We start from the raw sequence: 23,730 nt of genomic DNA on the forward strand, positions 1-23,730 counted from the left end.
GACCGCCCGCCGCCGAACCCGGGCCGAAGGTCAGTAGACCGGCAGGGACGGGTCGATCTGGTTGACCCAGGCAGTGACCCCGCCCTGCACGTGCACGGCGTCCTTGAAGCCCGCGTTCTTGACCGCGGCCAGGGTCTCGGCCGAGCGCACGCCGGTCTTGCAGTACATGACGATCTGCTTGTCCTGCGGCAGGTTGGCCAGGGCGTCGCCGCGGAGGATCTCGTCCTTCGGGATCAGCGTGGCGCCGGGGATCTGCACGATCTCCCACTCGGCCGGCTCGCGGACGTCGACGAGGTAGATCGGCTTGTCCGAGTCGATGAGGTCCTTGAGTTCGGACGCGGTGATGGTCGAGCCCTTCGCCGCTTCCTGTGCCTCTTCGGACACGACACCGCAGAACGCCTCGTAGTCGATGAGCTCGGTGACGGTCGGGTGCTCGCCGCACACCGCGCAGTTCGGGTCCTTGCGGACCTTGATCTTGCGGTACTCCATCTCGAGGGCGTCGTAGACCATCAGCTTGCCCAGCAGCGGCTCGCCGATGCCGGTGATCATCTTGATGGCCTCGTTGACCTGGATCGAGCCGATCGACGCGCACAGCACGCCGAGCACGCCACCCTCGGCGCACGACGGCACCATTCCCGGCGGCGGCGGCTCGGGGTAGAGGCACCGGTAGCACGGGCCGTGCTCGGCCCAGAAGACCGAGGCCTGGCCGTCGAAGCGGTAGATCGAGCCCCACACGTAGGGCTTGCCGAGCAGCACGCACGCGTCGTTGACGAGGTAGCGGGTGGCGAAGTTGTCGGTGCCGTCGACGATGAGGTCGTAGTCGGCGAAGAGCTCCATCACGTTGGACGAGTCGAGCCGCAGCTCGTGCACGTTCACGGTGACGAGCGGGTTGATCTCGTGCACGCTGTCGGCCGCCGACTGCGCCTTCGAGCGGCCGATGTCGCTCTGGCCGTGGATGATCTGGCGCTGCAGGTTCGACTCGTCGACCTCGTCGAACTCGACGATGCCGAGGGTGCCGACACCGGCCGCGGCGAGGTACATGAGGGCGGGCGAGCCGAGACCGCCCGCGCCGATGCACAGCACCTTCGCGTTCTTCAGCCTCTTCTGCCCGGCCATCGCGACGTCGGGGATGATCAGGTGCCGGCTGTAGCGCCGGACCTCCTCGACGGACAGGGACTCAGCGGGCTCCACGAGCGGGGGCACAGACACGAGACTTCCTCACAGGTCGACTGCAGACTCTTGGGGTGAACCGGGGTCCGGGCCCCGGCATTCCGTCCACCAGTGTCCGTCATAGCCGTCCGGCCCGCTCGGGGGCGTCCGCTTTCAGTCGGCGATGTAGTACTCGTTGTTGGCCGTGGTGTCCTGCTGCTCGGCGCCCGGTGCCCCGGCCGCGCCCACGGGGTAGGGCCACGGGTTGGCCTGGCACATCTGCCTGGTCGCGGCCGAGCGCAACCCGAACGTCTGCTGCATCATCGCCGGCGCGAGACCGCCGGGCAGGCACTGGTGCGCGTGCATGTGCCCGAGAGCGTGGCCGTCCTCGTGGTTGATCATGTAGACGCGGTAGGACAGCAGGTCGCCGAGATAGGCCGACGAACCGCGCACCCACCGCGCGTCGTTGAACGCGACCCGGTTGACGTCGAGGCCCGACGTCGACCCGGCCGGGGCGTAGCACGAGGTCTCGACCGGGATGTCGTAGCCGCACACCTTGCGGATGGTCATCGACGACGTCAGCGTGACGTGGAAGTCGATCCGCCCGGAGTCGACGCGTTGGAGCGCGATCCCGTGACCCGACCAGCTGCGCCGGTCGGCCAGGGTGGTGACGACCAGGCGCTGGAACTGCTGCAGGTCGATGCCGGTGATGCCGTTCTCGACGTCGATGCTGTAGCGGTACAGCTGGCCCTGACCGACCACCGTCGAGGTGCCCGTGAGCACGCGGTAGGTGCCCTTGCCGACCACGGTGTACGCCGCGCCGGCCGGCAGCTGGCCCGCCTTGAGCACCGTCTGGTCGACGTTCGCACCGGCCGCGGTGTCGTTCTTCAGCGCGATGTCGGGGCCGGCGGCCGGCGGTGAGGACGACCCGGCCCCGCCGACCGCCGCGCCGGGATCGTTCTGCGGCGCGCTCTCGGCCAGCACCTGGCGGCGCACGGTGGTGGTGGTCATCAGGGCGGCGACGGTGACGACGAGCAGCACCGGCAGCGCGTAGGCCCGCCACCCGTAGCGGCGCACGAAGTCCCGCATCCAGTCGCCGACGGCGTCGCGGGGTGAGCGGCGGGAGTCGCGCGGGCCGTAGGTGACGCCGGCGCGGCGCACGGCGTCGCGGGCCGAGGCGACGTCGTCGGCGGGGTCACGACGACGGGGGACGGTCATCGTCGGCCCCCAGCCACCTCGGTCGTCATCCGTTGCCGGCACCTCACGAGGTTCCCATATCGCGACGAAATTCCCGGCATGCCGTACCGACGCGTCAGGATCGGAGCGACGCGACGTCGTCGAGCAGGCCCAGCACCGCCCGCGCCGTGGTGATCGGGTCCTCCATCATCGCGGTGTGCCCGATGTGGTCGAGCACGAGCAGCCGGGAGCCCGGGATCGCGGCCGCGACGTAGGGCGCGAGATCGGGGGCCACGAGCCGGTCGGTGTCGCCCCAGACCACGAGGGTCGGCACCGAGACGCTGCGCAGCGTGTTCCAACCGGCCCGGCCCCCCAGCATCTGCCACCGGGCGAGCCCGCGCATCGAGCGCAGGAAGCCGCGGCCGGCCCACGGCATCGTGTTGCGCACCTTGAGCTCCTCGACCGACTCGCGCAGGCGCTCGGCCGGGTAGCGCGACGGATCGGCGAAGCACACGTCGATCGTCGCCTTGACCCGCACCTCGGGCGGCAGCGCCGCCATCTTGCGCAGCGCCGCCATGCCGAGGAACGGCACGGCGAGCGCGGCCATGCGCGGGTCGTGCTTGAGCGGGTAGAGCCGCAGCCGCAGGTCGGGCACGGCCGGGGAGATGAGGGTCAGCGTGCGCACGAGTTCCGGACGGCGGGCCGTGACCAGGATGCTGATCGCGCCGCCCATCGAGTTGCCCGCGAGGTGCACCGGCCCACCGGTCTCGTCGACCTTGTGCTCCAGGTAGGAGATGACGATGTCGGCGTGGGCGTTCAGCGTGTAGTCGTTGCGGGCCGCCGGGCCGGTGCGGCCGTGACCGGGGAGGTCGAGGGAGTCGACGGCGAGGCGGTCACGCAGCACACCGGCGAAGTCGGTCCAGTTGTGCGCCGAGCCGCCGAGTCCGTGCACGAAGACGGCGGCCTCGGCGGAGTCGGACCCGGCCGGGGTGGTGCGCACGTGGATGCGGTTCGAGCCGATCTGGACGTGGCGGCCGGGATACATGCGCACGGAGGCGTCGAGCGGCGCGAGCGCGCCGTCGGACAGCCGCGCGGTCGGCGCGGTGCGGGATGGGGGTCTGGGCACGCTCCCAGAGTACGGATGCGCGGGTCAGGCGCTCTTGCGAACGGCCTTCTTGGCTGTGGCCTTCGTCGCCGTCTTCTTGGTCGTCGTCGACTTCGCGGCCGTCCTCGCCGTCGCCTTCTTCGCCGCCGCCTTCTTCGCCGGGGCCTTCTTCGCGGCCGACTTCTTCGCCGGGGCCGTCTTCGCGGCCGGCTCCTTCGTGGTGGTGGCCGTCCGGGACGCCTTGGTGTCGGCCGCGGCGGCGCTACGACCCTTCTTGGCCGCGTCGACCGATGCGCGCAGCGCCGACATGAGGTCGACGACGTTGCCGGCGTTCGGCTGCGGCTCCTCGGCCTCGACGACCTCGCGGCCCTCGATCTTGGCCTCGATGACCGACTGCAACGCCTCGCGGTAGCCGTCGGTGAACTGCTCGGGCTCGAAATCCGAGGCCATGCTCTCGACCAGCGAGCGGGCCATCTGCTGCTCCTGCGGGCGCAGGTCGATGTCCTCGTCGAGGAACGCGAAATCGGCCTCGCGCACCTCGTCGGGCCAGATCATCGTCTCGAGCACGATGACCCCCTCGCGCACGCGGAGGGTGGCCAGCTGTTCCCGGTTGCGGATGGCCACCTTGACCACGCCGACGGTGTCGCTCTCGAGCAGGGCGTCGCGCAGCAGCACGTAGGGCTTGGTCGCGCCCTTCTCCGGCTCGAGGTAGTAGCTCTTGTTGTAGTAGATCGGGTCGATCTGCTCGACCGGTACGAACTGCAGCACGTCGACGACGCGTGTGCTGGGCAGTGGGAGGTCCTTGAAGTCGTCGTCGGTGAGCACGACCGTCTCACCGCTCGGCAGCTGGTAGCCCTTCGCGATGTCGCTGTAGGCGACCTCCTCACCGTCGGCCTCGGCGACCCGCTTGTACCGGATCCGGGAGCCGTCGCTGCGGCGTACCTGGTTGAAGCTGACGTCGCGTTCCTCGGTCGCGGAGTAGAGCTTCACCCCGATGCTGACCAGGCCGAAGGACACGCTGCCCTTCCAGATCGAGCGCATGGAATCTCCCCGCTGGTCCGCACCTCATGGATCGGTTACCCATAGTTTGGACGGGTGGACCCCATGCTCGCCACTGCGATCTCGGCTTTGCCGGTCGGCGCGGGCTGGGCCTACGAGTTCAAGTGGGACGGTGTCCGGGCTTTGATCGACGTCTCCGACGGCGGTGTGCGCATCCGCAGCCGGGCCGGGAACGACGTGACGGGCGGCTATCCGGACGTCGTCGCCCAGGTCGCCGGTGCGGGCGACGCGCTGTTCGACGGGGAGATCGTCGTCTTCGTCGACGGCCGCCCGTCCTTCGAGCGGTTGCAGGCCCGCATGCACGTCCGGGGCCGCGCCGACGTCACCCGGCTGGTCGGCGAGGCTCCGGCGACGTTCGTGGTCTTCGACGTGCTGCGCCGCTTCGGCGTCGACCTCACCGAGCGGCCCTGGACCGAGCGGCGGGCGACCCTCGAACGCTTCGTCGCCGAGCACGAGGGGTGGACGCTCAGCCCGTCGTTCGACGACGGCCCGGCCACCGAGAGCGTCGCGCGTCAGCACGGGCTCGAGGGCGTCGTCGCCAAGCGGCTCGACTCGGTCTACCGGCCGGGCCGGCGCAGCGACGACTGGCGCAAGCTGCGTTTCGTCCGGGCCGGTGACTTCGCGGTGATCGGCTGGGAGGCCGCGGCGGCGCATCCGGCCACGCTCAGCTCGCTGGTGCTCGGGGTCGTCACCGACGACGGCGGGCTGCGATTCGCGGGCAAGGTCGGCAGCGGGCTCTCCGGCCGTACCGCCGCGCTCGTCAAGGGACTGCTCGTCGAGCGGGCCGACCCGCCCGTGACCGACGCACCGCGCCCGATGACCGGACGGCTGCTGCACTGGGTCGAGCCGCAGGTCGTGGTCGAGGTGGAGTTCGCGGCGTGGACCGGTGATCGGCGGCTGCGTCAGCCCGTGTTCCGCGGGGTAAGGAAGGACAAGCGGCTTGACGAGGCGAGGGGCGATGGCTGAGACGAAGTCGGAGAAGGTGACGGTCGACGTCGACGGACGCCACCTGACGCTGTCCAACCTGACCAAGGTGCTCTACCCCGACGCCGGCTTCGCCAAGGGCGAGGTGATCGACTACTACAGCCGCATCGCGCCGGTGCTGCTGCCGCATCTCGCAGATCGCCCGCTCACCGTGAAGCGCTACCCGAACGGCGTCGACGGCAAGTTCTTCTTCGAGAAGAACGCGCCGCGGAGCACGCCGGGCTGGGTGCGCACGGCGACCCTGCCCGTGCCGGGTTCGACGATGAACCGCGAGACGATCGACTTCGTCGTGGTCGAGGAACTGGCAACGCTGGTGTGGCTGGCCAACCTGGCGGCGCTGGAGTTGCACGTGCCGCAGTGGCGGGTACCGGTGCGGGCCCGCAAGCCGCGCACCGACGTCGTCGTGTTCGACCTGGACCCCGGGCCGCCGGCGACGATCGTCGAGTGCGCGCGGGTGGCAGTCATGCTGCGCGAGGTGTTGCACGGCGACGGTCTGACCCCGGTGGCCAAGACCTCGGGCTCGAAGGGCATGCAGGTCAGCGCGCCGATCAGCGTCGACGACATGGACCTGCCGTCGAAGTACGCGCACGTGGTCGCCCGGAGGCTCGAGCGCCAGGACCCGGCGCTCGTGGTCTCGCGCATGACCAAGTCGCTGCGCGACGGCAAGGTCTTCGTCGACTGGAGCCAGAACAACGCGGCCAAGACCACCGTGGCGCCCTACTCGCTGCGGGCCCGCCCGCAGCCGACGGTGTCGACCCCCCTGACCTGGGACGAGGTCGAGTCGGGTGAGCACCTGTCGTTCACCGCCGAGGAGGTGCTCGACCGGGTCGAGCAGCACGGCGACCTCTGGGCCGGGGTGCTCGACGACGACGCCCGCGCGCGCATCACGTCCGCCATGTGTACCGGCGAGTAGTCTGCTCGGACCCGGCCTTCGCCGGTCCGCGACCTGATTGTTGACGAGGAGTTGCCGTGACGAGCAGTGTCGGCGCCGACCTGGGCCGCGGGGCCCGGCTGCCCCGATCGGCCCGGCGCAAGCAGCTGCTCGCGGCCGCGCAGGAGGTCTTCGTCGCGAACGGCTACCACGCCGCCGCGATGGACGACATCGCCGAGCGGGCCGGGGTCTCCAAGCCGGTGCTGTACCAGCACTTCCCGGGCAAGCTCGAGCTGTACCTGGCGCTGCTGGACACCCAGGCCGATGCTCTGGCCGACGCCGTCGTCGCCGCCCTTGCGACCACCGACGACAACCGCGAGCGCATCCACGCCGTGCTCACCGCGTACTTCGACTTCGTCGACCGCGACGACCACGACGGCGCGTTCCGGCTCATCTTCGAGAGCGACCTCGTCAACGACCCGGCGGTACGGGTCCGGGTCGAATCGGTGACCCAGAAGACGATGGAGGCGGTGGCCGACACCGTCGCCGCCGACACCGGCCTCGGCCGCCCGGCCGCCGAACTGCTCGCGACGGCCCTCACCGGCTCGGCCCAGGTCGTCGCCCGGTGGTGGCTCGCCAGCGAGCGTCCGGTGTCGCAGGACGACGCCATCATGCTGCTCGAATCGCTGCTGTGGCGGGGCATCTCCAACTTCCCCCGCCAGGGCGAAGCACCCGCCGTTCGCTGACGGCGCAGCGGGGTCGGCGGCGACCCCGCGCCGGCTCGGCTAGCGTGGTGCCCAAGTTCGCGGCGGACGGTCGCGACGCACCAGGCAAGTAGGAGGCCCGGCGTGGAGGTCAAGATCGGCGTGCTGCACACAGCCCGCGAGATCGTGCTGGACAGTGGGCAGACCCCGGACGAGGTGGAAGAACTCGTCGCCGCCGCCCTCAAGAGTGTCGACGGCCGGCTCGTGCTCACCGACGAGCGCGGCCGCAAGGTGATCGTGCCGGCGAACCTGATCGCCTACATCGACATCGCGCAGGCCGACACCCGCCGCGTCGGCTTCGTATCGAGCTGAACCGCGTTTCGCGGCTGAACCGCGGTTGGGGCTGACCAGCGTTCCGGGCTGATCCTCAGCTCAGCGGGGCGCCGATCGCCGGCAGCACCAGCTGGCACGGCACCGGCTGACGGTGCGCGGGGTCCAGCGCGTTGAGGATGTCGCGGCCGACGGTCGGGTCGAACGCCACCGACAGGTGCTCGGCGAAGTCGAGTCCGCACTGGTCCTGCACGACGATGTTGGTCGCGTTCGGCGCGACCAACCGTCCCGACGTGTAGGGGATCACCAGCTCGTCGTACTTCGTCATGATCGTCGTGTAGGTGACCCCCTTCACCGCGTAGACGCCGTCGGCGTAGAGGTGCTTGTAGAACGGCGAGCCCTGCAGGAACTCCTCGCAGGAACCGCAGAACCGCGCCACCGACGTCGACACCGGTCCGGCGAGCGCCGGGAAGGTCGCCTCGAACGTGTGGATCAGGTTGCCGACCCCGGCGAGCGTCGTGCCGTGGTACAGCGGCGTCATCGCCACGTACTTGTCGACCTTCGCCGCGCCGCCGCGGAACTTCAGGTAGTACTGCGGCATGACGGTGCCCTCGGAGTGGCCGACGAGATCGACCTTCGACGCGCCGGTCGCAGCCAGCACCCTGTCCACGAACGTGGCCAGTTCAGCGCTGCTCTGCTCCATCGGCTGCACGCCGCCGTTGTACGGGTTGCCGGGGTAGCGGCCGTAGGTCAGCGCGAACACGCAGTAGCCGTTGTTCTTCAGCAGCGGCGCCATCGTGCCCCAGTTGTCGCCCATGGTGGCGAGCAGGCCGTGCACGAGGACGACCGGACGCGGGTGCGCCGCGGTCGGCCGGCAGCCGAAGTCGTTGGTGCCGGGCGGCGATGCGGTCGGCGTGAACAGCGCGCCCTTGGCCGAGCTGACGTTGTAGACGACCGGCAGGGTGCTCGCCCCAGCGGCGGGCACGGACACCACGGCGGCCGCGACGACCCCGAGAAGTCCGCCGATCAGGCCGAGGTGCAGTGGACGGGGGGCGCGGGATCGCGTGCGCATGGGTCTCCTCAGCGGCGATGAGCGGCACCGGCACCTCGGCGGGCTCCGGTTACCGCACGGTAACCCCGACGTCGTGTCCCGGCAAACCGGACGCGTCAACCGCTGAGGCCGAGGGTCTCCATCCGCTCGGTGTGCCGGTCGGTGATCCGGCCGAGCAGCGCGGCGACCCCGGTGAGATCGCCGGTGCCCTCGACCAGCAGCAGCATCAGCGACTCGCGGTCGGCCAGCACGTGCTGCGTCTGGCTGATCGCCTCCCCGACGAGCCGGCGGGCCCACAGGGCGAGCCGGCCGGCGACGGCGGGCTGGTCGGCGATGGCGGCGCGCACTTCGCGCACCGCGAACTCGGCCCGGTCGGCCTCGGTCAGCACGTCGCGGATCAGATCGCCCGTCTCGTCGTCGACGAGGGCGGCGACCTCGCGGTAGAAGTCGGCCGCCATGCCGTCGCCGACGTAGGCCTTGACGACCCCCTCCAGCCACGTCGACGGCTCGGTCAGCGAGTGGTAGGTCTCGAGCGCCGCGACGAACGGGGCCATCGCCTCGGTCGGCTCGGCGCCGAGCACGACGAGCCGGTCGGCGAGACGCTGGTAGTGCCCGAACTCGATCGCCGCCATCGACGACATCTCGGCCCGCCCGGCCAGCGTGGGCGCCATCCGCGCGTCGTCGGCCAGCCGGTCGAAGGCGCTCAACTCGCCGTAGGCCAGCGCGGCGAGGAGGTCGATGACGGCTTCTGGGGACGGCACGTCGGCAGGTTATCCCGGGCAGCCGATAGACTGGTCCAGCCAGACCATCCATCGCTTCACGAATCTGCGCGTTGACCAGTTCGACGGCGCCTCCCTCTCGCGGTACATCCCAGTGGGTCGCAGGCGCGACATTCCTCGGTCGGCGCACCCGTACCTGAGGACGTCATGACCGCCCTACGCTTCGTTCCGGCCGCCACAGGCCATGCCCATTCGTCATTCGCTCGCGGAGCTCGCTCATGACCGAAGAGACCACCACCGAGCTCTCCCCTGCCGAGGTCGATCACCGCACCGACCTGCCCGAGGCCGTCGTCACCCCCGAGGAGGCTGCTCCGCTGGCCGCCCGTGCGCCGGTGAAGGAGGAGAGCCCGGCCTTCAGCGAGTTCGACATCAAGCCCGAGATCATCGAGTCGCTGGCCGACGTCGGCATCGTGCGCACGTTCGCGATCCAGGAGCTCACGCTGCCGATCGCGCTGGCCGGCAACGACCTGATCGGCCAGGCCCGTACCGGCACCGGCAAGACCCTGGGCTTCGGAGTCCCGCTGCTCAACCGCCTCGAGCTGCCCGGCGGCGACGGCGCGCTGCCGCAGGCGCTCGTCATCGCCCCGACCCGCGAGCTCGCCGTGCAGGTGTCGGCCGACCTCGCCAGCGCCGGCAAGCGTCTCGGCGCCCGCGTACTCACCATCTACGGCGGCCGGGCCTACGAACCGCAGGTCGAGGCGCTGAAGAAGGGCGTCGACGTCGTCGTCGGCACGCCGGGCCGCCTGCTCGACCTCGCCCAGCAGGGCCACCTCAAGCTGTCGTCGGCCCGCATCCTCGTGCTCGACGAGGCCGACGAGATGCTCGACCTCGGCTTCCTGCCCGACATCGAGAAGCTGCTGGCGATGGTGCCCGCCGCGCGCCAGACGATGCTGTTCTCGGCCACCATGCCGGGCCCGATCGTCGCGCTCGCCCGCCAGTTCCTGATCCAGCCCATCCAGATCCGGGCCGAGCAGGGCAGCCACAAGCCGAACACGTCGCACGTCGACCAGTTCGTCTACCGGGCCCACGCCATGGACAAGGCCGAGATGCTCGCCCGCGTGCTGCAGGCGCGCGGCCGCGGCCTCGCCCTGATCTTCACCCGCACGAAGCGCACCGCGGCCAAGGTGGCCGACGACCTCGAGGACCGCGGGTTCGCGGCCGCGGCGATCCACGGCGACCTCGGTCAGGGCGCGCGTGAGCAGGCGCTGCGCGCGTTCCGCTCGGGCAAGGTCGACGTCCTGGTCGCCACCGACGTCGCCGCCCGCGGCCTGGATGTCGAGGGCATCACCCACGTGGTGAACTACCAGGCGCCCGAGGACGCGATGACCTACGTGCACCGCATCGGCCGCACGGCCCGCGCCGGTGCGAAGGGCAGCTCGGTCACCTTCGTCGACTGGGACGACATCCCCCGCTGGAAGCTGATCTGCGACGAGCTCGAGCTGCCGTTCCACGAGCCGGTCGAGACGTACTCCACCTCCCCGCACCTGCTCCTCGAACTCGACATCCCCGAGGGCGTCACCGGCACGCTGCCGCGCTCCTCGCGCACCCGCGCCGGCCTCGACGCCGAGCAGCTCGAGGACCTCGGCGGCCGGGACAACGCCAAGCGCCCGGCCGGCCGCGGCGGCGATCGCCGCGGCGGCGGGGGCGGCGGGCGCGGCAGCGCCGACACCCGGCCCGACGAGCGGGTCGAGCGGGTCGAGCGCAAGCCCCGACCGGCCCGGCAGCGCACCCGCACCCGGGCCGGCGAGAAGGTCGACGACGCGGCCGTGGCGTCCGAGGCCCCCGCCGGCAGCCCGGACTCCGGTCCGGAGACAGACGGCGCCGCCCCGCGCCGGCGGCGGCGCGGCTCCCGCGGCCGCGGTCGGGGCGACGCGAGCACCACGCCGTCGACCGACGGCGCGCCCGCTTCCGAGTGATCATGGCGATGGGCCAGGATTAGCCGGTGATCGAGCGAGGCGGAGCGGCGTCGGAGACGGACGAGAACATCCTCGACGAGGACTCGGCCGAGCTCCTCGCGACAACCGAGCCGGTGAGCCCGTCCGAGGCCGCGCTGGCGCGCCATCGCGAGTCGCTGCGGCGTCCGCGGCTCGTCTACGCCTCGGTCGTGTCCGTCGTGGTCGTCGCGCTGCTCGTCGTCGTCACGGTGGCCTGGTCGCGGGGTGAGGTCGCCAACACCGCGCTGCACACCGTGCCGAAGACGCAGGCCCCGGCCTCGCTCGCGATCGCCGCGCCGACACCGTCCCCCCAGGTCGCGTGGCGCACCGGCGACCGGAGCGCGATCGGCGTCCCGCAGTGGGGCGGCACCGTCGTCGTCTGGTCGAAGCACACCGTCCGCGGCCTCGATGCCCGCACCGGGCGCCAGACCTGGTCCTACGCGCGCAGCAACCGCACCGTGTGCACCGCCGCCCAGGCCGGCGGCACGACGGTGGCGATCTACCAGGTGAACGGCAACTGCGACGAGGTCACCGCCGTCGACTCGCAGACCGGCACCCGGCGCTGGACCCGCACCCTGGACATGGACGGCCTGCCGGTCTACGGGCAGCCGACCTACCAGGTGCTCTCGTTCACCGTCATGGTCACGACGCCGAGCGTCATCTACGCCATCGACCCGGTGTCGGGCTACAACCGCTGGACGTTCCGGATGCAGGGCTGCACCATCAACCGCGCCGTGCTGGGCAGCACCGGAGCGTTGATAAGCCAGTTCTGCGCCAAGCCCGAGTGCGGCAAGCTGACCTTCTGCGGCCGCGGCGCGCAGGTGCTGCTGCGCGACGGGATCGCCGGCTCCGACGACAAGAGCGACACCAACCCCGACAAGCTCAAGTGGAACAGCATCGGCGACACCGACCTGCCGGTGTCGGCCGACGCGGTGGTCTCGACGCTGGACCCGACGACGCGGACGCTGAACACGCTCAACCCGGGCAGCGGCAAGTCCGCCGGCGCCGTCGCCCTCGCGCCGTTCCCGACCGCCACCGATCCCATCGTCGCCACGGCGGCCAGCGGCACCGAGGTCATCTGGCTCGGCGGCGTCGTCTACGCGGTGCGCACGGGGTCGCCGGCGCCGATCTGGGCCGCGAAGGCGCCGAGCCCGCCCACCGTCGCGTCGACGACCGGCGAGGACAGCCCCGACCTCTCGACCGCCCGGGTCACCCTGCCGACGGCCACCGGCATCCGATTGCTCGACGGCAACGACGGCCACACCGCGCAGTCGTTCCCGGTCACGCCGCCCGCACCGGGATCGCTCGTGTACTCACTCGGCACCGGCTTCCTCGTCGCCGGCCCTGACGGCACGGTGGCCTACCGGTGATCGACCAGCTCGCGGCCGGCTCAGCCCGACGCATCGTGGTCGACCTGCCGCAGCAGCGCATCGCCGCGCTGCAGGCGGGGGCACCCGACGCGCCGGTCGCGCTGCTCGTGCCCGGCTACACCGGCAGCAAGGAGGACTTCGCGCCGCTGCTCGACCCGCTCGCGGGGTCCGGGCTGCACGTCGTCGCGATCGACCTGCCCGGCCAGTTCGAGTCACCCGGACCGGACGACCCGGCCGCCTACACGCCCGACCGGTTGGGTGAGGTGGTGCGCGCGCTGGCGGCCCGCTTCCCGGCGCCGGTGCACCTGCTCGGGCACTCGTTCGGCGGGCTGGTGTCGCGGGCCGCGGTGATCGCCGAGCCGGCCCGTTTCGCCTCGCTGGTGCTGCTGTCCTCCGGGCCGGCCGCGCTCGGCGGTACCCGGCGGGCCTCCATCGAGCAACTGCAGCCGGTGCTGGCCGGCGCCGGGCTGCCCGGCGTCTACGCGGCGATGCTCGCGGCGGCCGAGTCCGAGCCCGGCTTCGCCGCTCCCCACCCCGACCTCGCCGAGTTCCTCGAGCGGCGTTTCCTCGGCGGCTCGCCGACGATGCTGCAGGCGATGGGCGACGCGCTGCGGCACGAGCCCGACCGGGTGGCCGACCTCGCCGCCACCGGCGTGCCGGTGCTGGTGACGCACGGCGTCGACGACGACGCCTGGTCGCCGTCCACCCAGCACGACATGGCCACCCGGCTCGGAGCGCGCTACGCGGTCATCCCCGGCTCCGCGCACTCCCCCGCGGTCGAGAACTCGACCGGCACCGTCGCCGTGCTCGTCGACTTCTGGCGCAGCCTGGGTTAGCCGCGGTCGGCCAGGCCGTCCCAGGCCGCCCGGGTCTCCGAGGCCGCGCGTCCCTCGGGGCACAGGCTGCGGAAGTCGCACCACGAGCACGACGCCGACGGCGCCGGCGGGAAGGCGGCGTCGGCGTCCGCTCCGGCCGCGACGGCGTCGGTGGCCCGGGTGATCGCGACCGCGGTGGCCTCGGCCCGGTCGACGTGCTCGCGCAGCGTCCGGTCGGTGTGCTCGAACGACGCGACGTCGCCGGTGGGCAGGTGGTGCAGTTCCACCCGGCGGCAGGCGCGCCGCAGCGTCCGGCGGGCGCCGAGCACGTAGAGCGCGAGGGCCGAGGAGGCAGCCGCGTCGTCGTCGCCGAGTTCACGGCGCCCGGTCTTGTAGTCGACGATCACGACCTCGTCCCCACGATCGTCGATCCGGTCGACCCGCCCCGACACCGCGAGCCCGTCGGTGACGGCGGCGACGGTCCGCTCGACGCCGAGCGGCTCGTGCCGTGGATCGACGTGGTCGGTGAGGTAGCGGCGCACCCACTCGGCGGTGGTGGTGCAGGCCTGCTGCGACTGCACGTCGTCACGGAACCCGCTCGACTGCCAGGTGCGCTCGACCAGCGACGCGCCCTCGTCCGGCGTGCGGTGGGCCCGCGGCAGCAGCCACCAGCGGTAGAGGGCGAGGTGGGCGATGGCGCCGACGGTGTTGTGGGCCCACGGGATGCCGCGCGGCGGGGCGGGGCGGTCGACGTAGGCGAAGCGGTAGCGGCGCGGGCAGTCGAACGTGGCCAGGCGCGACGGGGTGCAGGCGAACAGCTGCGCCGGCATGTCGGCCAGGGTGAGCTGCTCGCCGGTCACGGGTCCCCCACCGGTCGCCGGGCCGACGGCAGGGCGAGCAGCTGCGCGTAGACCTCGGGGTCGGTGAGGCGAGCGCCGATCGGGGTGGTCTTGTTGCGCCCGTGGTAGTCCGACGAACCGGTGCCGAGCAGGCCGAGCTCGCGGGCGAGCCCGGCAGCGTGGGCCCGGTCGTCCGCGTCGTGGTCGGGGTGGTCGACCTCGAGCCCGACCAGACCGGCGGCGGCCATCGCGGCGACGGTGTCGTCGGACACGACCGGCCCCCGGCGCCGGGCGATCGGATGCGCGAACACCGGCAGACCCCCCGCGTCGCGGATGAGGCGGATCGCGGTGAAGACGTCGGTGTCGACCTTGCGCACGTAGTACTTCTGGCGCGACGACAGCAGGTCGCGGAAGGCGGTGTCGACGTCGGCCGCCACGCCGGAGTCGACAAGGGCGCGGCCGATGTGCGGCCGCCCCACCGCCCCGCCGGCGAGCGCGCTCACCTGCGGCCAGCTGATCGGGAAGCCGTCGGCCGCGAGGTTCTCGACCATGATGCGGGCCCGGTCGCGCCGGGCGGCCCGCAGCCGGGTCCACTCGGCCTCGATGGCCGGGTTCTGCGGATCGGCGAGGTAGGCGAGCAGGTGCAGGCTGATCCGGCGGCCGTCGTCGGTGTGGTGGACGGCGGAGAACTCGACGCCCGGCACGACGGTCAGGCCGGCCGGGCGAGCGGCCAGCGCGTCGTCCCAGCCGGCGGTGGTGTCGTGATCGGTGAGGGCGACGACATCGAGCCCGGCCGCGGCCGCGATGCGCATCACCTCGGCCGGCGAGTCGGTGCCGTCGGAGGCGGTGCTGTGGGTGTGCAGGTCGATACGCATGGCGCGTCCCAGCCTATGGGTGGGACCGCGGGTCTCTAGCGGCGGCGGCCGAAACGATCGCGGTCGGCCGGCACCGCCGGGATCGGTGCGGTGACGTACTCGGCCGGCTCCTCCACGATCGTCTCCTCGTCCGGGTCGGGACGGCCGTCCTCGACGAACACGATCTGGCGCAGCTCGAGGTAGAAGCGGCCCGGGCTCCGCATGCGCAGCAGACGGCTGATGCCGGGGTGGTTGCCCGGCGCCTCGAGCTCGATGTTGGCGTAGTTGAACAGCTTCCCCCACACCGGCTCGACGAAGCGGATGCCGCTGATGCGGTCGAGCCGCAACGACGACTCGCTCGACGACGTCTCGAGGATGCCCTGCACGTGGATGATCCGTTTGCCGGTGAGGATGACCCGCTCGGCCCGCCACTCGCGGTAGCGCAGCGAGGCCATCAGCCCGGCGACGAGCAGGAACACCCACGACATCGGCCAGGGCCAGATGAACCCGCAGACGAGCAGGATCGCCAGCACGATCACGGTGCTGCGGCGGGGCCTTCTGAGCAGGACGACCCAGTGCTGCCGCGCGACGGCGCGGATCGGCAGTTCCGAGGGCAGGAAGGCCGGCACCGAAACGTCAGGTGGCGAGCTTGTTGAAGAAGTTGCCGATGCCGTGGGCCACGTTGACCGCGACCTTCCACGCGCCGTGCACGATGTTCGCGGCCTGGTCGGGCGACGTGACGACGTAGAACAGGACGAACGCGCCGACGAGTGCGGCGATGGCGAGCTTGACCATCGAGGTACGCCTCCTTCGGCTGCAGGACTTGCGGGCAGGCCGAAACGGCGTGCCTCGTAACGTTCCTACCGCAGGTGGCGCGCCCGGTCGGGGAGCCGCGCCGGAAAGGAGCGTCGTGGGGGTTCGGCAGCCGTGTGCGGGCGGCATCGTGCTGGACGGTCGGGGGCGGCTGCTCGTGATCCGCCGCGGGCAGGCGCCGTCGGCCGGGCTGTGGTCGGTGCCGGGTGGCCGGTGCCGGCCCGACGAGGCCCCGGACGATGCGTGCGTGCGCGAGGTGGCGGAGGAGACCGGGGTGGCCGTACGGGTTCTGCGGCTCGCCGGGCAGGTCGAGCGGGACGCCCCCGACGGCGACGTCTACGTGATCGACGACTTCGTGTGTGCGCTCGCCGGCGGTCCGGCGGCCGCCCCGGTGGCCGGGGACGACGCCGACGACGCACGCTGGGTCACCCGGGCCGAGCTGGCCGCGCTCGAGCTCGTGCCCGGGTTGTGGGACTGCCTGGTCGGGTGGGGCGTGCTGCCTGCCTGATTCAGCTCTTGCGCTGCGGCTCCGGGCGGCCGGGCTGCTCGCCGCCGCGGGCGTCGATGTACTCGCGCGTCGGAACCATGACCTTGCGGCGGAAGATGCAGACGACGGTGCCGTCCTGCTTGTAGCCGATCGTCTCGACGTACACGACGCCCCGGTCGGACTTCGACTTCGACGGCGTCTTGTCCAGGACCGTGGTCTCGCCGTAGATGGTGTCGCCGTGGAAGGTCGGCGCGATGTGGCGCAACGACTCGACCTCGAGGTTCGCGATGGCCTTGCCGCTCACGTCGGCCACGGACATGCCGAGCAGCAGCGAGTAGATGTAGTTGCCGACCACCACGTTCTTGCCGAAGTCGGTCGTGTTCTCGGCGTAGTTGACGTCCAGGTGCAGCGGGTGGTGATTCATCGTGATCAGGCAGAACAAGTGGTCGTCGTACTCGGTGACCGTCTTGCCGGGCCAGTGCTTGTAGACCGCGCCGACCTCGAACTCCTCGTAGTACCGACCGAACTGCACGATGTCTCTCCTCTGCCCGGACGCGCTGTGACTGGCGCTCAGTGTCTCGCGCGCGGGCCCGATCCGCCCCGTCGGGCGGGGTCGGCGTGACGAACGCCCCTGCGCGTCGGTCCGGACCGTCAGTCGAGGGCGACCGGGCGGCGGGCGAGGTCGAGCAGGTCGGTGCCGCGCTCGGCCCAGCGCTCGCGCAGCGCGGCGCTGCCCCGCACCCGGGCCCAGGCGAGCTCGGTCGAGGTCGCCGGGATGGCCTGCAGGACGCGAACCTCTCGGTCCGTCCCCGCTGCGATGGGGGCGAGCGGCGATTCGACCACGATGATCCCGACGCAGGCCGAGCCCGGCGCCAGCGGCTCGCCGACCTCGACCGTCATACCGTCGGTGTAGACCACTCCTTCGACCGCGGGCGAGGCGGCGAGCAGCGCCACCTTGCGCCAGACGTCGGCGTACTCGTCGGTCGGGTCGAGCAGGTGCAGCATCAGCTCGGCCCGCGGGCCGTCGGTGCTCTGGACCGACTCGGTGGCCGAGGTCATCGGGTGCCGCGACATGCCGAGGGACAGGTAGGCCCGCTCCCCCGGGATGGGCTCGAACCGGAGGATCTCGATCGGGTCGACGCCGAGGAAGGACACCGACGCCCGTTGCGGGGTGTGGCCGAAGTGCGCCACGACGGCGGTCTCGACGGCGTCCAGGATGGGGTCCGAGCTCACCGCACGACGCTAGCCGACCGTCTTCACCGGAAGGACGCCGCAATGCTCGCCTCCGCCTCGGCGTAGGTCGCGCCGGCCCGGACGAGCAGGGCGGCGATGCCGTCGAGGGCGTCGGCCAGCCCGCGGGCGTGCCGGTCGAAGTCCTCGAACAGGGCGGTGAACTGGGCCGCGGCGGCACCGGACCAGTCCGCGCCGAACAGCGGCGCCAGCTGCGCCCGCAGGTGCTGATGCGCGCCGCGCACATCCGAACAGACGCGGTGGGTGCTGCCGCCGAGCGTCTCGAGCTGGGCCGGAGTGACTCGCAGAGTGGACACCGGGATTCCTTTCGCCATCGCCGGCGCCGCTCGCCGGACGAGGACCGAAAGGTAGGCAGTGGCACCGACGCCGCGCTGCGTCCGAGCCCGGGGCTGTGGACAACCCGGCATCGCGAGCGCGTTGTCCACAGGCGCCGGCCGCGCCGCCCGATGGTGTCGGTCGCGCCGCTCAGACTCGGCGAGGTGCGAATCGAACTCACGATCACCGGGCCGTCCGGGCGCCACGACATCGCGATCGTCGGCGACCCCCTCCCGACGGTCGGCGCGGTGCGGGCCGAGCTGGCGGCCCGGGCCGGGGCCGGCCCGGACGATGCGGTGTGGAGCGGATCGCGCGAACTCCGCCCGCACGAGCGCATCGGCGGCCCGGCGCTCCGCACGGGGGCGGTGCTCGGGTTCGGCACCCCCGAGCCGTCCACTCGCTCCGACGCCGGGCCGGAACTGCAGGTCGTGGGCGGTCCCGCCGCCGGACTCACTCTCCCGCTGACCCGCGGGCGGCTGACCATCGGACGCGCCGACACCTGCGATCTCACCCTCGCCGACGACCGCGTCTCGCGTGAGCACGCGCGCCTCGAGGTCACCGCGACGACCGTCGTCCTGCACGACCTCGGCTCGGTCAACGGCACGACGCTCGACGGTGCGCCGATCGGGTCCGGCGGGCAGCGCCTGCGGCCGGGGTCGATGGTCCGCCTCGGCGACACGTTGCTCGCGGTGCGCGAGGTCGACGTGCTGCCGGCGGCGCTGGTGCCGGGCGACGCCGCCCTGCTCGTGAACCGCGCTCCGCGCCATCTCGGTCCGCTTCCGACCCCGGAGATCCCGCGGCCCGATAGCGGCGACGCGCCGGCCGCGGGCCGGGTGCCCTGGCTGGCGGCCCTCCTCCCGGCCGCCCTGGGAGCGGCGATCGCCGGGGTCACCGGCTCGCGCCTGTTCCTGCTGTTCGCGCTGCTGTCCCCCGTGCTGCTGCTGTCGACCGCGCTCGGTGACCGGTTGCACTGGCGACGGTCCCGCCGCCGGGCCGGTGCGGCGCTCCGGCTCGCCCGGGCCGAGGCCGACCGCGCCGTGAGCCGTGCGCTCGCCGTCGAGTCGGGCGAGCGACGCCGCCGCGCCCCGGATCCGGCCGTACTCCACGGCATCGCCACGGCACCGGGCAGCCGGCTGTGGGAGCGGCGGCGCGGCGACGCCGATCATCTCGGCCTGCGGCTCGGCCCGGCCGAGCTCGACTCGGCGGTTCGGGTGCGCACCGGCACCGAGGTCGCGCCGGCGGGCCGGTTGAGCGCGGTTCCCTTCGTCGTCGACCTGCGGCTCGGACCGCTCGGTGTGTCCGGGCCGGAGGACGTCACCGCCGGGCTGGTCCGCTGGCTGGTCGTCCAGCTCGCCGTGCTGCAGTCACCGGCCGACATCCAACTGGTGCTGCTGCTCAGCCGGGACACCGCACCGGCCTGGACGTGGGCCCGCTGGCTGCCGCACCTGCGCGACGTCGGCACCTCGAGTGCCGAGTGGCAGCGCGTGGTCACCGATCTCGGCGAGGAGCTCGCCCTGCGCTCGACCCGCTCGGGCGAGCGCGCCGCATGGAGCGGGGTGTGGGTGGTACTCGTGCTCGACCGCGCCGGAGCCGTCGCCGATGTCGGCGGGCTCTCGGCGCTCCTCGCCCAGGGCGTGCCGCTCGGCGTCGCCGCCATCTGTGTCGATCGCGACGCCGCCGCGCTGCCCACCGTCACCCGCATCGCGGTGCGCGTCGACGACCCCGCCGGCACGCGGGCCACGATCGGCGGTCGGGCCGCGGGTGCGGTCGTGCTCGACCGGGTGTCGGTCGGGTACGCCCGACAGATCGCGCGGGCGCTGGCCCCGCTGGTCGACGCCGCCGATGATGCCGCCGCGCTGCCGGCGACGGTCGGGCTGACCCACGCCCTCGGGCTCGACGACGTCGCGGCGGAACCGATCGCGCGGCGCTGGGCCCGATCGGGCGGGGGCGCCGACACCGTGCTGGGCGCCACCGGCGACGGCCCGCTGCGCCTCGACCTGGCGGTCGACGGCCCGCACGCGCTGGTGGCCGGGACGACCGGATCGGGCAAGTCCGAACTGCTGCGCAGCTGGGTGGCCGGGCTGGCGGCGAGCCATCCACCGGACTCGCTCACCCTGCTGCTGGTCGACTACAAGGGCGGGGCCGCGTTCGCCGACTGCGCGCGGCTGCCGCACTGCGTCGGGGTCGTCACCGATCTCGACCCGGCGCTGACGCGGCGGGCCCTGATCTCGTTCGAGGCCGAGCTGCGGCGGCGCGAGCACCTGTTCGCCGACGCCGGTGTCGACGATCTCGCGGCGTACCGCGCGGCCGGTGGACGCGGGATCGCCCGGCTCCTGATCGTGGTCGACGAGTTCGCCACGCTGGCCGAGGAACTGCCCGAGTTCGTGCGCGGGCTCGTCGGGGTCGCGCAGCGGGGGCGCTCCCTGGGCCTGCACCTCGTGCTCGCGACGCAGCGGCCGGGCGCGGCGGTGACGCCGGACATCCGGGCCAACACGAGCCTGCGGATCGCGCTGCGGGTCACCGACCCGGCCGACTCGACCGATGTCATCGACGTGCCCGACGCCGCCCAGATCGACCGCGGTCACCCCGGGCGGGCCTACCTGCGCAGCGGCGGCCGGCTGGTGCCGTTCCAGACGGCGAGCACCGCGACGGCCGGCGCGGCGGGCACCGGCGTCGAGGTTCTCGGCCCGTGGCGGCGGCGGATCTCCGCCGGCCCGGTCGATGCGGCGGGCGGCGGTCTCGCCCGGCTCGTCGATGCCGTGGCCGCCGCGGGGCGCGACTCGGCGCGACCGGCGCCGCCTGCGCTCTGGCTGGCCCCGCTACCGGTGTCGCTGGCCCGATCCGGGTTGCCCGCTTCGGGGCCGGCGACCAGTGTCCCGCTGGGCCGGCTCGACCAGCCGGCCGAGCTGGCGCAACCGGTACTCGAGGTCGACCTGACCGCGGGCCGTTCGATCCTGCTCGTCGGCGGTCCGGGCTCGGGGCGCACGGGCGCACTCGCGTCGCTCGGCATCGGGGCCGCCGCTGGGCTACCGCCCGACGTGCTGCAGCTCTACGTCGTCGACACCGGCGCGTTGTCCCCGTGGCTGGGCGACCTGCCGCACCTGGCGTCGACGGTGTCCTCGGCCGACCCGGGCGCGGTCGGCACGCTGCTGCACCGGCTGCGGAACGCGGTCGAACCGGCGCGGCGGCGCCCGGCGCTGCTCCTTCTGCTCATCGACGACTGGGACGCCGTGCTCGACGCCGGCGACGACGCCGACCGATCGGCCTGGACCGAGGCGCTCGCCGCTCTGCTGCGCTCCGGACCCCGGGCCGGACTGACGGTCGCGACCGCCGGCGGCCGCAGCCTGCTCGCCGCGCGCACGTCCGCGGCCTACGACGCCCGCTGGCTGCTGCCCCTCGTCGATCCCGCCGACTACCCCCTCGGGGGCGTGCCGGCCCGCGCCGTGCCGACCGCGCTGCCGCCGGGTCGCGGGATCCGCGCCGCCGACGGCGCCCACTTCCAGCTCGCCGATCCGGCCGACCTCGACGCCCTCGCCCGGGTCGCGGCCGATCGCTGGGCGTCGGCGCCCCTACCCGAGCCGCTCGTGCGGGTTCGGCCGCTACCCGGTTCGGTGCGCCGGGCCGAGCTGCCGGTCGACGACCGGCTGGCGCCCGGCTGGTCGTCGTCGGGCCGCCCCGATCGGGCCGCACCACCGTGCTGCGGCTGCTCGCAAACGAGGCGGCCCGGCTCGGCCGGCCGGTCGTCGTCGCGGCCGCGCCCGGCTCACCCTTGGATCGGGTCGCCGCGAGCCGCATCGTGCGACCGGACCATCCGGCCGTCGGGCTGCCGCCCCCAACGGCCGGCCTGCTGCTCGTCGACGACAGCGCGTTGTTCCTCGACGGGGCCGCCGGCGAGGAGCTGCGCGAGTGGCTCCGCCTGCCGGAGGCCGCGCTCAGCGTGATCGTGGCCGGGCGCAGTGACGAACTGGCCACCACCTACCGCGGGCTGGCCGCCGACGTCCGGCGCACCCACCGCGGCGTGCTGCTGCGACCGTCCGTGGTCGACGGCGAACTGCTCGGTGTCCGACTCGACCGCCGGGCGCTGGGCGGGCCGCCCGGCCGCGGCGTGATCGTCGGGCCGCCGTCGTGGGGCCCCGAGTTCGCGGCCGGTGAGGCGGTGGCGATCCAGATCGCTCAGCCCGAGGAGTCCATATGCGGATAGCGGTGATCGGTGGCCGAGACGAACGTCTCCTTGATGGCGCGGGGCGAGACCCAGCGCAGCAGATTCCAGATCGAGCCGGCCTTGTCGTTGGTGCCCGACGCCCGCGCCCCTCCGAACGGCTGCTGCCCGACCACCGCGCCGGTGGGTTTGTCGTTGATGTAGAAGTTGCCGGCCGCGAAGCGCAGCGCGTGCTGCGCCTGCGCCACCACCGCGCGGTCGCGCGCGAACAGGGCTCCGGTCAGCGCGTACGGCGCCACGCTCTCCGCCTGGGCCAGGGTCTCGTCCCACGCACCGTCGTCGTAGACGTGCACGGCGAGGATCGGGCCGAAGTACTCGTCGCGGAACATCGCGTTCGCGGGGTCGCTCGCCTCGACGACGGTGGGCCGCACGAAGTAGCCCACCGAATCGTCGGCCTTGCCCCCGGCGAGAACGCTCGCCGACGGCTCGGCGTGCAGACGGTCGAGCACACCGCTGAGCCGGTCGAAGGAGCGCCGGTCGATCACCGCTCCGCCGAAGTTGGCGAAGTTGGTGACATCGCCGTAGCTCAGCGACTCGGTGACGGCTACGAGCTCGTCGCGCACGCCCCCCGTCCACAGCGAGCGCGGGATGTAGGCCCGCGACGCCGCGGAGCACTTCTGGCCCTGGTACTCGAACGCGCCGCGCACCAGGCCCGTGACCAGGGCCGCCGGCTCCGCGCTCGGGTGCGCCAGCACGAAGTCCTTGCCGCCGGTCTCGCCGACGATGCGCGGGTAGGTGTGGTAGCCGGAGATGCTCTTGCCGACCTCGCCCCACAGGTATTGGAACGTCCTCGTCGAGCCGGTGAAGTGGATGCCGGCGAGCGCCGGGTGCCGCAGCGCGACCTCGCTGACCGCTTGGCCGTCGCCGGTCACCAGGTTGATGACGCCCGCGGGCAGGCCGGCCGCCTCGAACAGCGCCATCGTGTGGTGCGCGGCCAGCTGCTGGGTGGGCGACGGCTTCCAGACGACGACGTTGCCGAGCAGGGCCGGCGCCGACGGCAGGTTGCCGGCGATGGCGGTGAAGTTGAAGGGGGTGATCGCCAGTACGAAACCCTCGAGCGGGCGGTAGTCCAGCCGGTTCCAGGTCAGCGGCGCGTTCTGCGGCTGCTCCTCGAGGATCTGCCGGGCGAAGTGCACGTTGAAGCGCAGGAAGTCGGCGAACTCGCAGGCGGCGTCGATCTCGGCCTGCTGCACGCTCTTCGACTGGCCCAGCATGGTGGCGGCGTTGATGCGGTCGCGCCACGTCGAAGTGAGCAGGTCGGCCGCCCGCAGGAAGATCGCCGCCCGCTCGTCGAAGGCGAGGTCCCGCCACATCGGCGCAGTAGCGAGCGCAGCGGTAACGGCGTCCTCGACATCGGCCGCGGTGGCGTTCGTCGTCTCGCCGAGCACCAGCTCGTGGCGGTGCGGCGCCACCACCGGGATGCGCTCGCCACCGGCCATGCGGGTCGCCCCGCCGATCGTCATCGGCAGGTCGATGCGCTCGCCCGCCATGGCCTCGAGAGCGGCGGCCAGGCCGGTCTGCTCGATGCTGCCGGCGACGTAGCTGCGGACCGGCTCGTTGTGCGGGGCGGGCGGGTGGGTGATGGCGTCCATGCCCCGATCGTGCCACGACGGCGAGCGGGCGAT

Annotated in this window: 24 protein-coding genes; 10 read left to right on the forward strand and 14 right to left on the reverse strand. The window is 72.8% G+C overall.

The window, feature by feature from the left end; genetic code table 11:
- Nucleotides 1-30: 30 nt before the first annotated feature.
- The 4 genes from moeZ to VGN18_RS18260 all read right to left on the reverse strand — a co-directional run bounded on the left by moeZ (nucleotide 31) and on the right by VGN18_RS18260 (nucleotide 4,471).
- Nucleotides 31-1,209: an adenylyltransferase/sulfurtransferase MoeZ gene (gene moeZ, locus VGN18_RS18245; protein WP_327541149.1), complete on the reverse strand. Its 1,179-nt coding sequence runs from the start codon at nucleotides 1,207-1,209 to the stop codon at nucleotides 31-33.
- 114 nt (nucleotides 1,210-1,323) lie between these two features.
- On the reverse strand, nucleotides 1,324-2,367 hold the full coding sequence (locus tag VGN18_RS18250) for a DUF3152 domain-containing protein (RefSeq protein ID WP_327541150.1): 1,044 nt from the start codon (nucleotides 2,365-2,367) through the stop codon (nucleotides 1,324-1,326).
- Nucleotides 2,368-2,461: 94 nt separating this feature from the next.
- On the reverse strand, nucleotides 2,462-3,451 hold the full coding sequence (locus VGN18_RS18255; RefSeq protein WP_327541151.1) for an alpha/beta hydrolase: 990 nt from the start codon (nucleotides 3,449-3,451) through the stop codon (nucleotides 2,462-2,464).
- Nucleotides 3,452-3,475: 24 nt separating this feature from the next.
- A complete protein-coding gene (locus tag VGN18_RS18260; RefSeq protein WP_327541152.1) occupies nucleotides 3,476-4,471 on the reverse strand; it encodes a Ku protein in 996 nt (331 codons plus the stop codon).
- A 63-nt stretch (nucleotides 4,472-4,534) separates the two neighbouring features.
- On the opposite strand from VGN18_RS18260, the gene ligD (VGN18_RS18265) reads away from it, so the two are divergent.
- The 4 genes from ligD (VGN18_RS18265) (at nucleotide 4,535) to VGN18_RS18280 (ending at nucleotide 7,420) form a co-directional block, all read left to right on the forward strand.
- Nucleotides 4,535-5,455, forward strand: a complete 921-nt coding sequence (gene ligD / locus VGN18_RS18265; protein WP_327541179.1) for a non-homologous end-joining DNA ligase — start codon at nucleotides 4,535-4,537, stop codon at nucleotides 5,453-5,455.
- Complete coding sequence (gene ligD, locus VGN18_RS18270) at nucleotides 5,448-6,386, forward strand: non-homologous end-joining DNA ligase (RefSeq protein WP_327541153.1); 939 nt, start codon at nucleotides 5,448-5,450, stop codon at nucleotides 6,384-6,386. The genes ligD (VGN18_RS18265) and ligD (VGN18_RS18270) overlap by 8 nt, the downstream gene beginning before the upstream one ends.
- Before the next feature lie 56 nt (nucleotides 6,387-6,442).
- Nucleotides 6,443-7,090 (forward strand): TetR/AcrR family transcriptional regulator, encoded by a 648-nt coding sequence (locus tag VGN18_RS18275; protein ID WP_327541154.1) that lies wholly within the window; start codon nucleotides 6,443-6,445, stop codon nucleotides 7,088-7,090.
- Nucleotides 7,091-7,192: 102 nt separating this feature from the next.
- Nucleotides 7,193-7,420 (forward strand): DUF3107 domain-containing protein, encoded by a 228-nt coding sequence (locus tag VGN18_RS18280; RefSeq protein ID WP_327541155.1) that lies wholly within the window; start codon nucleotides 7,193-7,195, stop codon nucleotides 7,418-7,420.
- A 55-nt stretch (nucleotides 7,421-7,475) separates the two neighbouring features.
- Here VGN18_RS18280 and VGN18_RS18285 read toward each other — a convergent pair whose 3' ends face one another.
- Nucleotides 7,476-8,450, reverse strand: coding sequence for a lipase family alpha/beta hydrolase (locus VGN18_RS18285; protein ID WP_327541156.1), 975 nt, complete (start codon nucleotides 8,448-8,450; stop codon nucleotides 7,476-7,478).
- 95 nt (nucleotides 8,451-8,545) lie between these two features.
- Entirely contained in the window at nucleotides 8,546-9,190 is a 645-nt protein-coding gene (locus VGN18_RS18290) for a ferritin-like fold-containing protein (RefSeq protein ID WP_327541157.1), read from the reverse strand.
- Nucleotides 9,191-9,426: 236 nt separating this feature from the next.
- Between VGN18_RS18290 and VGN18_RS18295 the strand changes: the two genes are divergently transcribed.
- Genes VGN18_RS18295 through VGN18_RS18305 form a run of 3 tightly spaced genes read left to right on the forward strand, consistent with a single transcriptional unit; the run spans nucleotide 9,427 to nucleotide 13,348 of the window.
- Nucleotides 9,427-11,124 (forward strand): DEAD/DEAH box helicase, encoded by a 1,698-nt coding sequence (locus VGN18_RS18295; RefSeq protein ID WP_327541158.1) that lies wholly within the window; start codon nucleotides 9,427-9,429, stop codon nucleotides 11,122-11,124.
- Between the two features lie 26 nt (nucleotides 11,125-11,150).
- On the forward strand, nucleotides 11,151-12,512 hold the full coding sequence (locus VGN18_RS18300; protein WP_327541159.1) for a PQQ-binding-like beta-propeller repeat protein: 1,362 nt from the start codon (nucleotides 11,151-11,153) through the stop codon (nucleotides 12,510-12,512).
- Nucleotides 12,509-13,348: an alpha/beta fold hydrolase gene (locus VGN18_RS18305; RefSeq protein ID WP_327541160.1), complete on the forward strand. Its 840-nt coding sequence runs from the start codon at nucleotides 12,509-12,511 to the stop codon at nucleotides 13,346-13,348. Before VGN18_RS18300 ends, VGN18_RS18305 begins: the two co-directional genes overlap by 4 nt.
- On the opposite strand, the gene VGN18_RS18310 is transcribed toward VGN18_RS18305, so the two are convergent.
- Genes VGN18_RS18310 through VGN18_RS18325 form a run of 4 tightly spaced genes read right to left on the reverse strand, consistent with a single transcriptional unit; the run spans nucleotide 13,345 to nucleotide 15,815 of the window.
- Entirely contained in the window at nucleotides 13,345-14,157 is an 813-nt protein-coding gene (locus VGN18_RS18310; protein WP_414655067.1) for a RecB family exonuclease, read from the reverse strand. The two genes, VGN18_RS18305 and VGN18_RS18310, sit on opposite strands and share 4 nt — an antisense overlap.
- A gap of 26 nt (nucleotides 14,158-14,183) precedes the next feature.
- Nucleotides 14,184-15,041 carry a PHP domain-containing protein gene (locus VGN18_RS18315; protein WP_327541162.1) on the reverse strand — a complete coding sequence of 286 codons (858 nt, stop codon included), beginning with the start codon at nucleotides 15,039-15,041 and terminating at the stop codon, nucleotides 14,184-14,186.
- Between the two features lie 35 nt (nucleotides 15,042-15,076).
- A complete protein-coding gene (locus VGN18_RS18320) occupies nucleotides 15,077-15,649 on the reverse strand; it encodes a PH domain-containing protein (RefSeq protein ID WP_327541163.1) in 573 nt (190 codons plus the stop codon).
- A gap of 7 nt (nucleotides 15,650-15,656) precedes the next feature.
- Entirely contained in the window at nucleotides 15,657-15,815 is a 159-nt protein-coding gene (locus tag VGN18_RS18325; protein ID WP_327541164.1) for a hypothetical protein, read from the reverse strand.
- Nucleotides 15,816-15,930: 115 nt separating this feature from the next.
- Here VGN18_RS18325 and VGN18_RS18330 point away from each other — a divergent pair, with 115 nt between their 5' ends.
- Nucleotides 15,931-16,341: an NUDIX hydrolase gene (locus VGN18_RS18330; RefSeq protein WP_327541165.1), complete on the forward strand. Its 411-nt coding sequence runs from the start codon at nucleotides 15,931-15,933 to the stop codon at nucleotides 16,339-16,341.
- Nucleotide 16,342: 1 nt separating this feature from the next.
- Here the strand turns inward: VGN18_RS18330 and VGN18_RS18335 are convergent, their stop codons facing one another.
- The 3 genes from VGN18_RS18335 to VGN18_RS18345 all read right to left on the reverse strand — a co-directional run bounded on the left by VGN18_RS18335 (nucleotide 16,343) and on the right by VGN18_RS18345 (nucleotide 17,867).
- A complete protein-coding gene (locus VGN18_RS18335) occupies nucleotides 16,343-16,855 on the reverse strand; it encodes a MaoC family dehydratase (protein WP_349259968.1) in 513 nt (170 codons plus the stop codon).
- A 116-nt stretch (nucleotides 16,856-16,971) separates the two neighbouring features.
- Nucleotides 16,972-17,553: a suppressor of fused domain protein gene (locus VGN18_RS18340; protein WP_327541166.1), complete on the reverse strand. Its 582-nt coding sequence runs from the start codon at nucleotides 17,551-17,553 to the stop codon at nucleotides 16,972-16,974.
- Between the two features lie 23 nt (nucleotides 17,554-17,576).
- Nucleotides 17,577-17,867: a WXG100 family type VII secretion target gene (locus tag VGN18_RS18345; RefSeq protein ID WP_327541167.1), complete on the reverse strand. Its 291-nt coding sequence runs from the start codon at nucleotides 17,865-17,867 to the stop codon at nucleotides 17,577-17,579.
- A 183-nt stretch (nucleotides 17,868-18,050) separates the two neighbouring features.
- On the opposite strand from VGN18_RS18345, the gene VGN18_RS18350 reads away from it, so the two are divergent.
- Nucleotides 18,051-21,827, forward strand: a complete 3,777-nt coding sequence (locus VGN18_RS18350) for an FtsK/SpoIIIE domain-containing protein (RefSeq protein ID WP_327541168.1) — start codon at nucleotides 18,051-18,053, stop codon at nucleotides 21,825-21,827.
- Nucleotides 21,755-22,087 (forward strand): hypothetical protein, encoded by a 333-nt coding sequence (locus VGN18_RS18355; protein ID WP_327541169.1) that lies wholly within the window; start codon nucleotides 21,755-21,757, stop codon nucleotides 22,085-22,087. Before VGN18_RS18350 ends, VGN18_RS18355 begins: the two co-directional genes overlap by 73 nt.
- On the opposite strand, the gene pruA is transcribed toward VGN18_RS18355, so the two are convergent.
- Complete coding sequence (gene pruA / locus VGN18_RS18360) at nucleotides 22,060-23,697, reverse strand: L-glutamate gamma-semialdehyde dehydrogenase (RefSeq protein ID WP_327541170.1); 1,638 nt, start codon at nucleotides 23,695-23,697, stop codon at nucleotides 22,060-22,062. The genes VGN18_RS18355 and pruA overlap by 28 nt on opposite strands.
- Nucleotides 23,698-23,730 lie beyond the last annotated feature (33 nt).

This window comes from Jatrophihabitans sp. (genome assembly GCF_036000465.1).
Taxonomy (GTDB): domain Bacteria; phylum Actinomycetota; class Actinomycetes; order Mycobacteriales; family Jatrophihabitantaceae; genus Jatrophihabitans.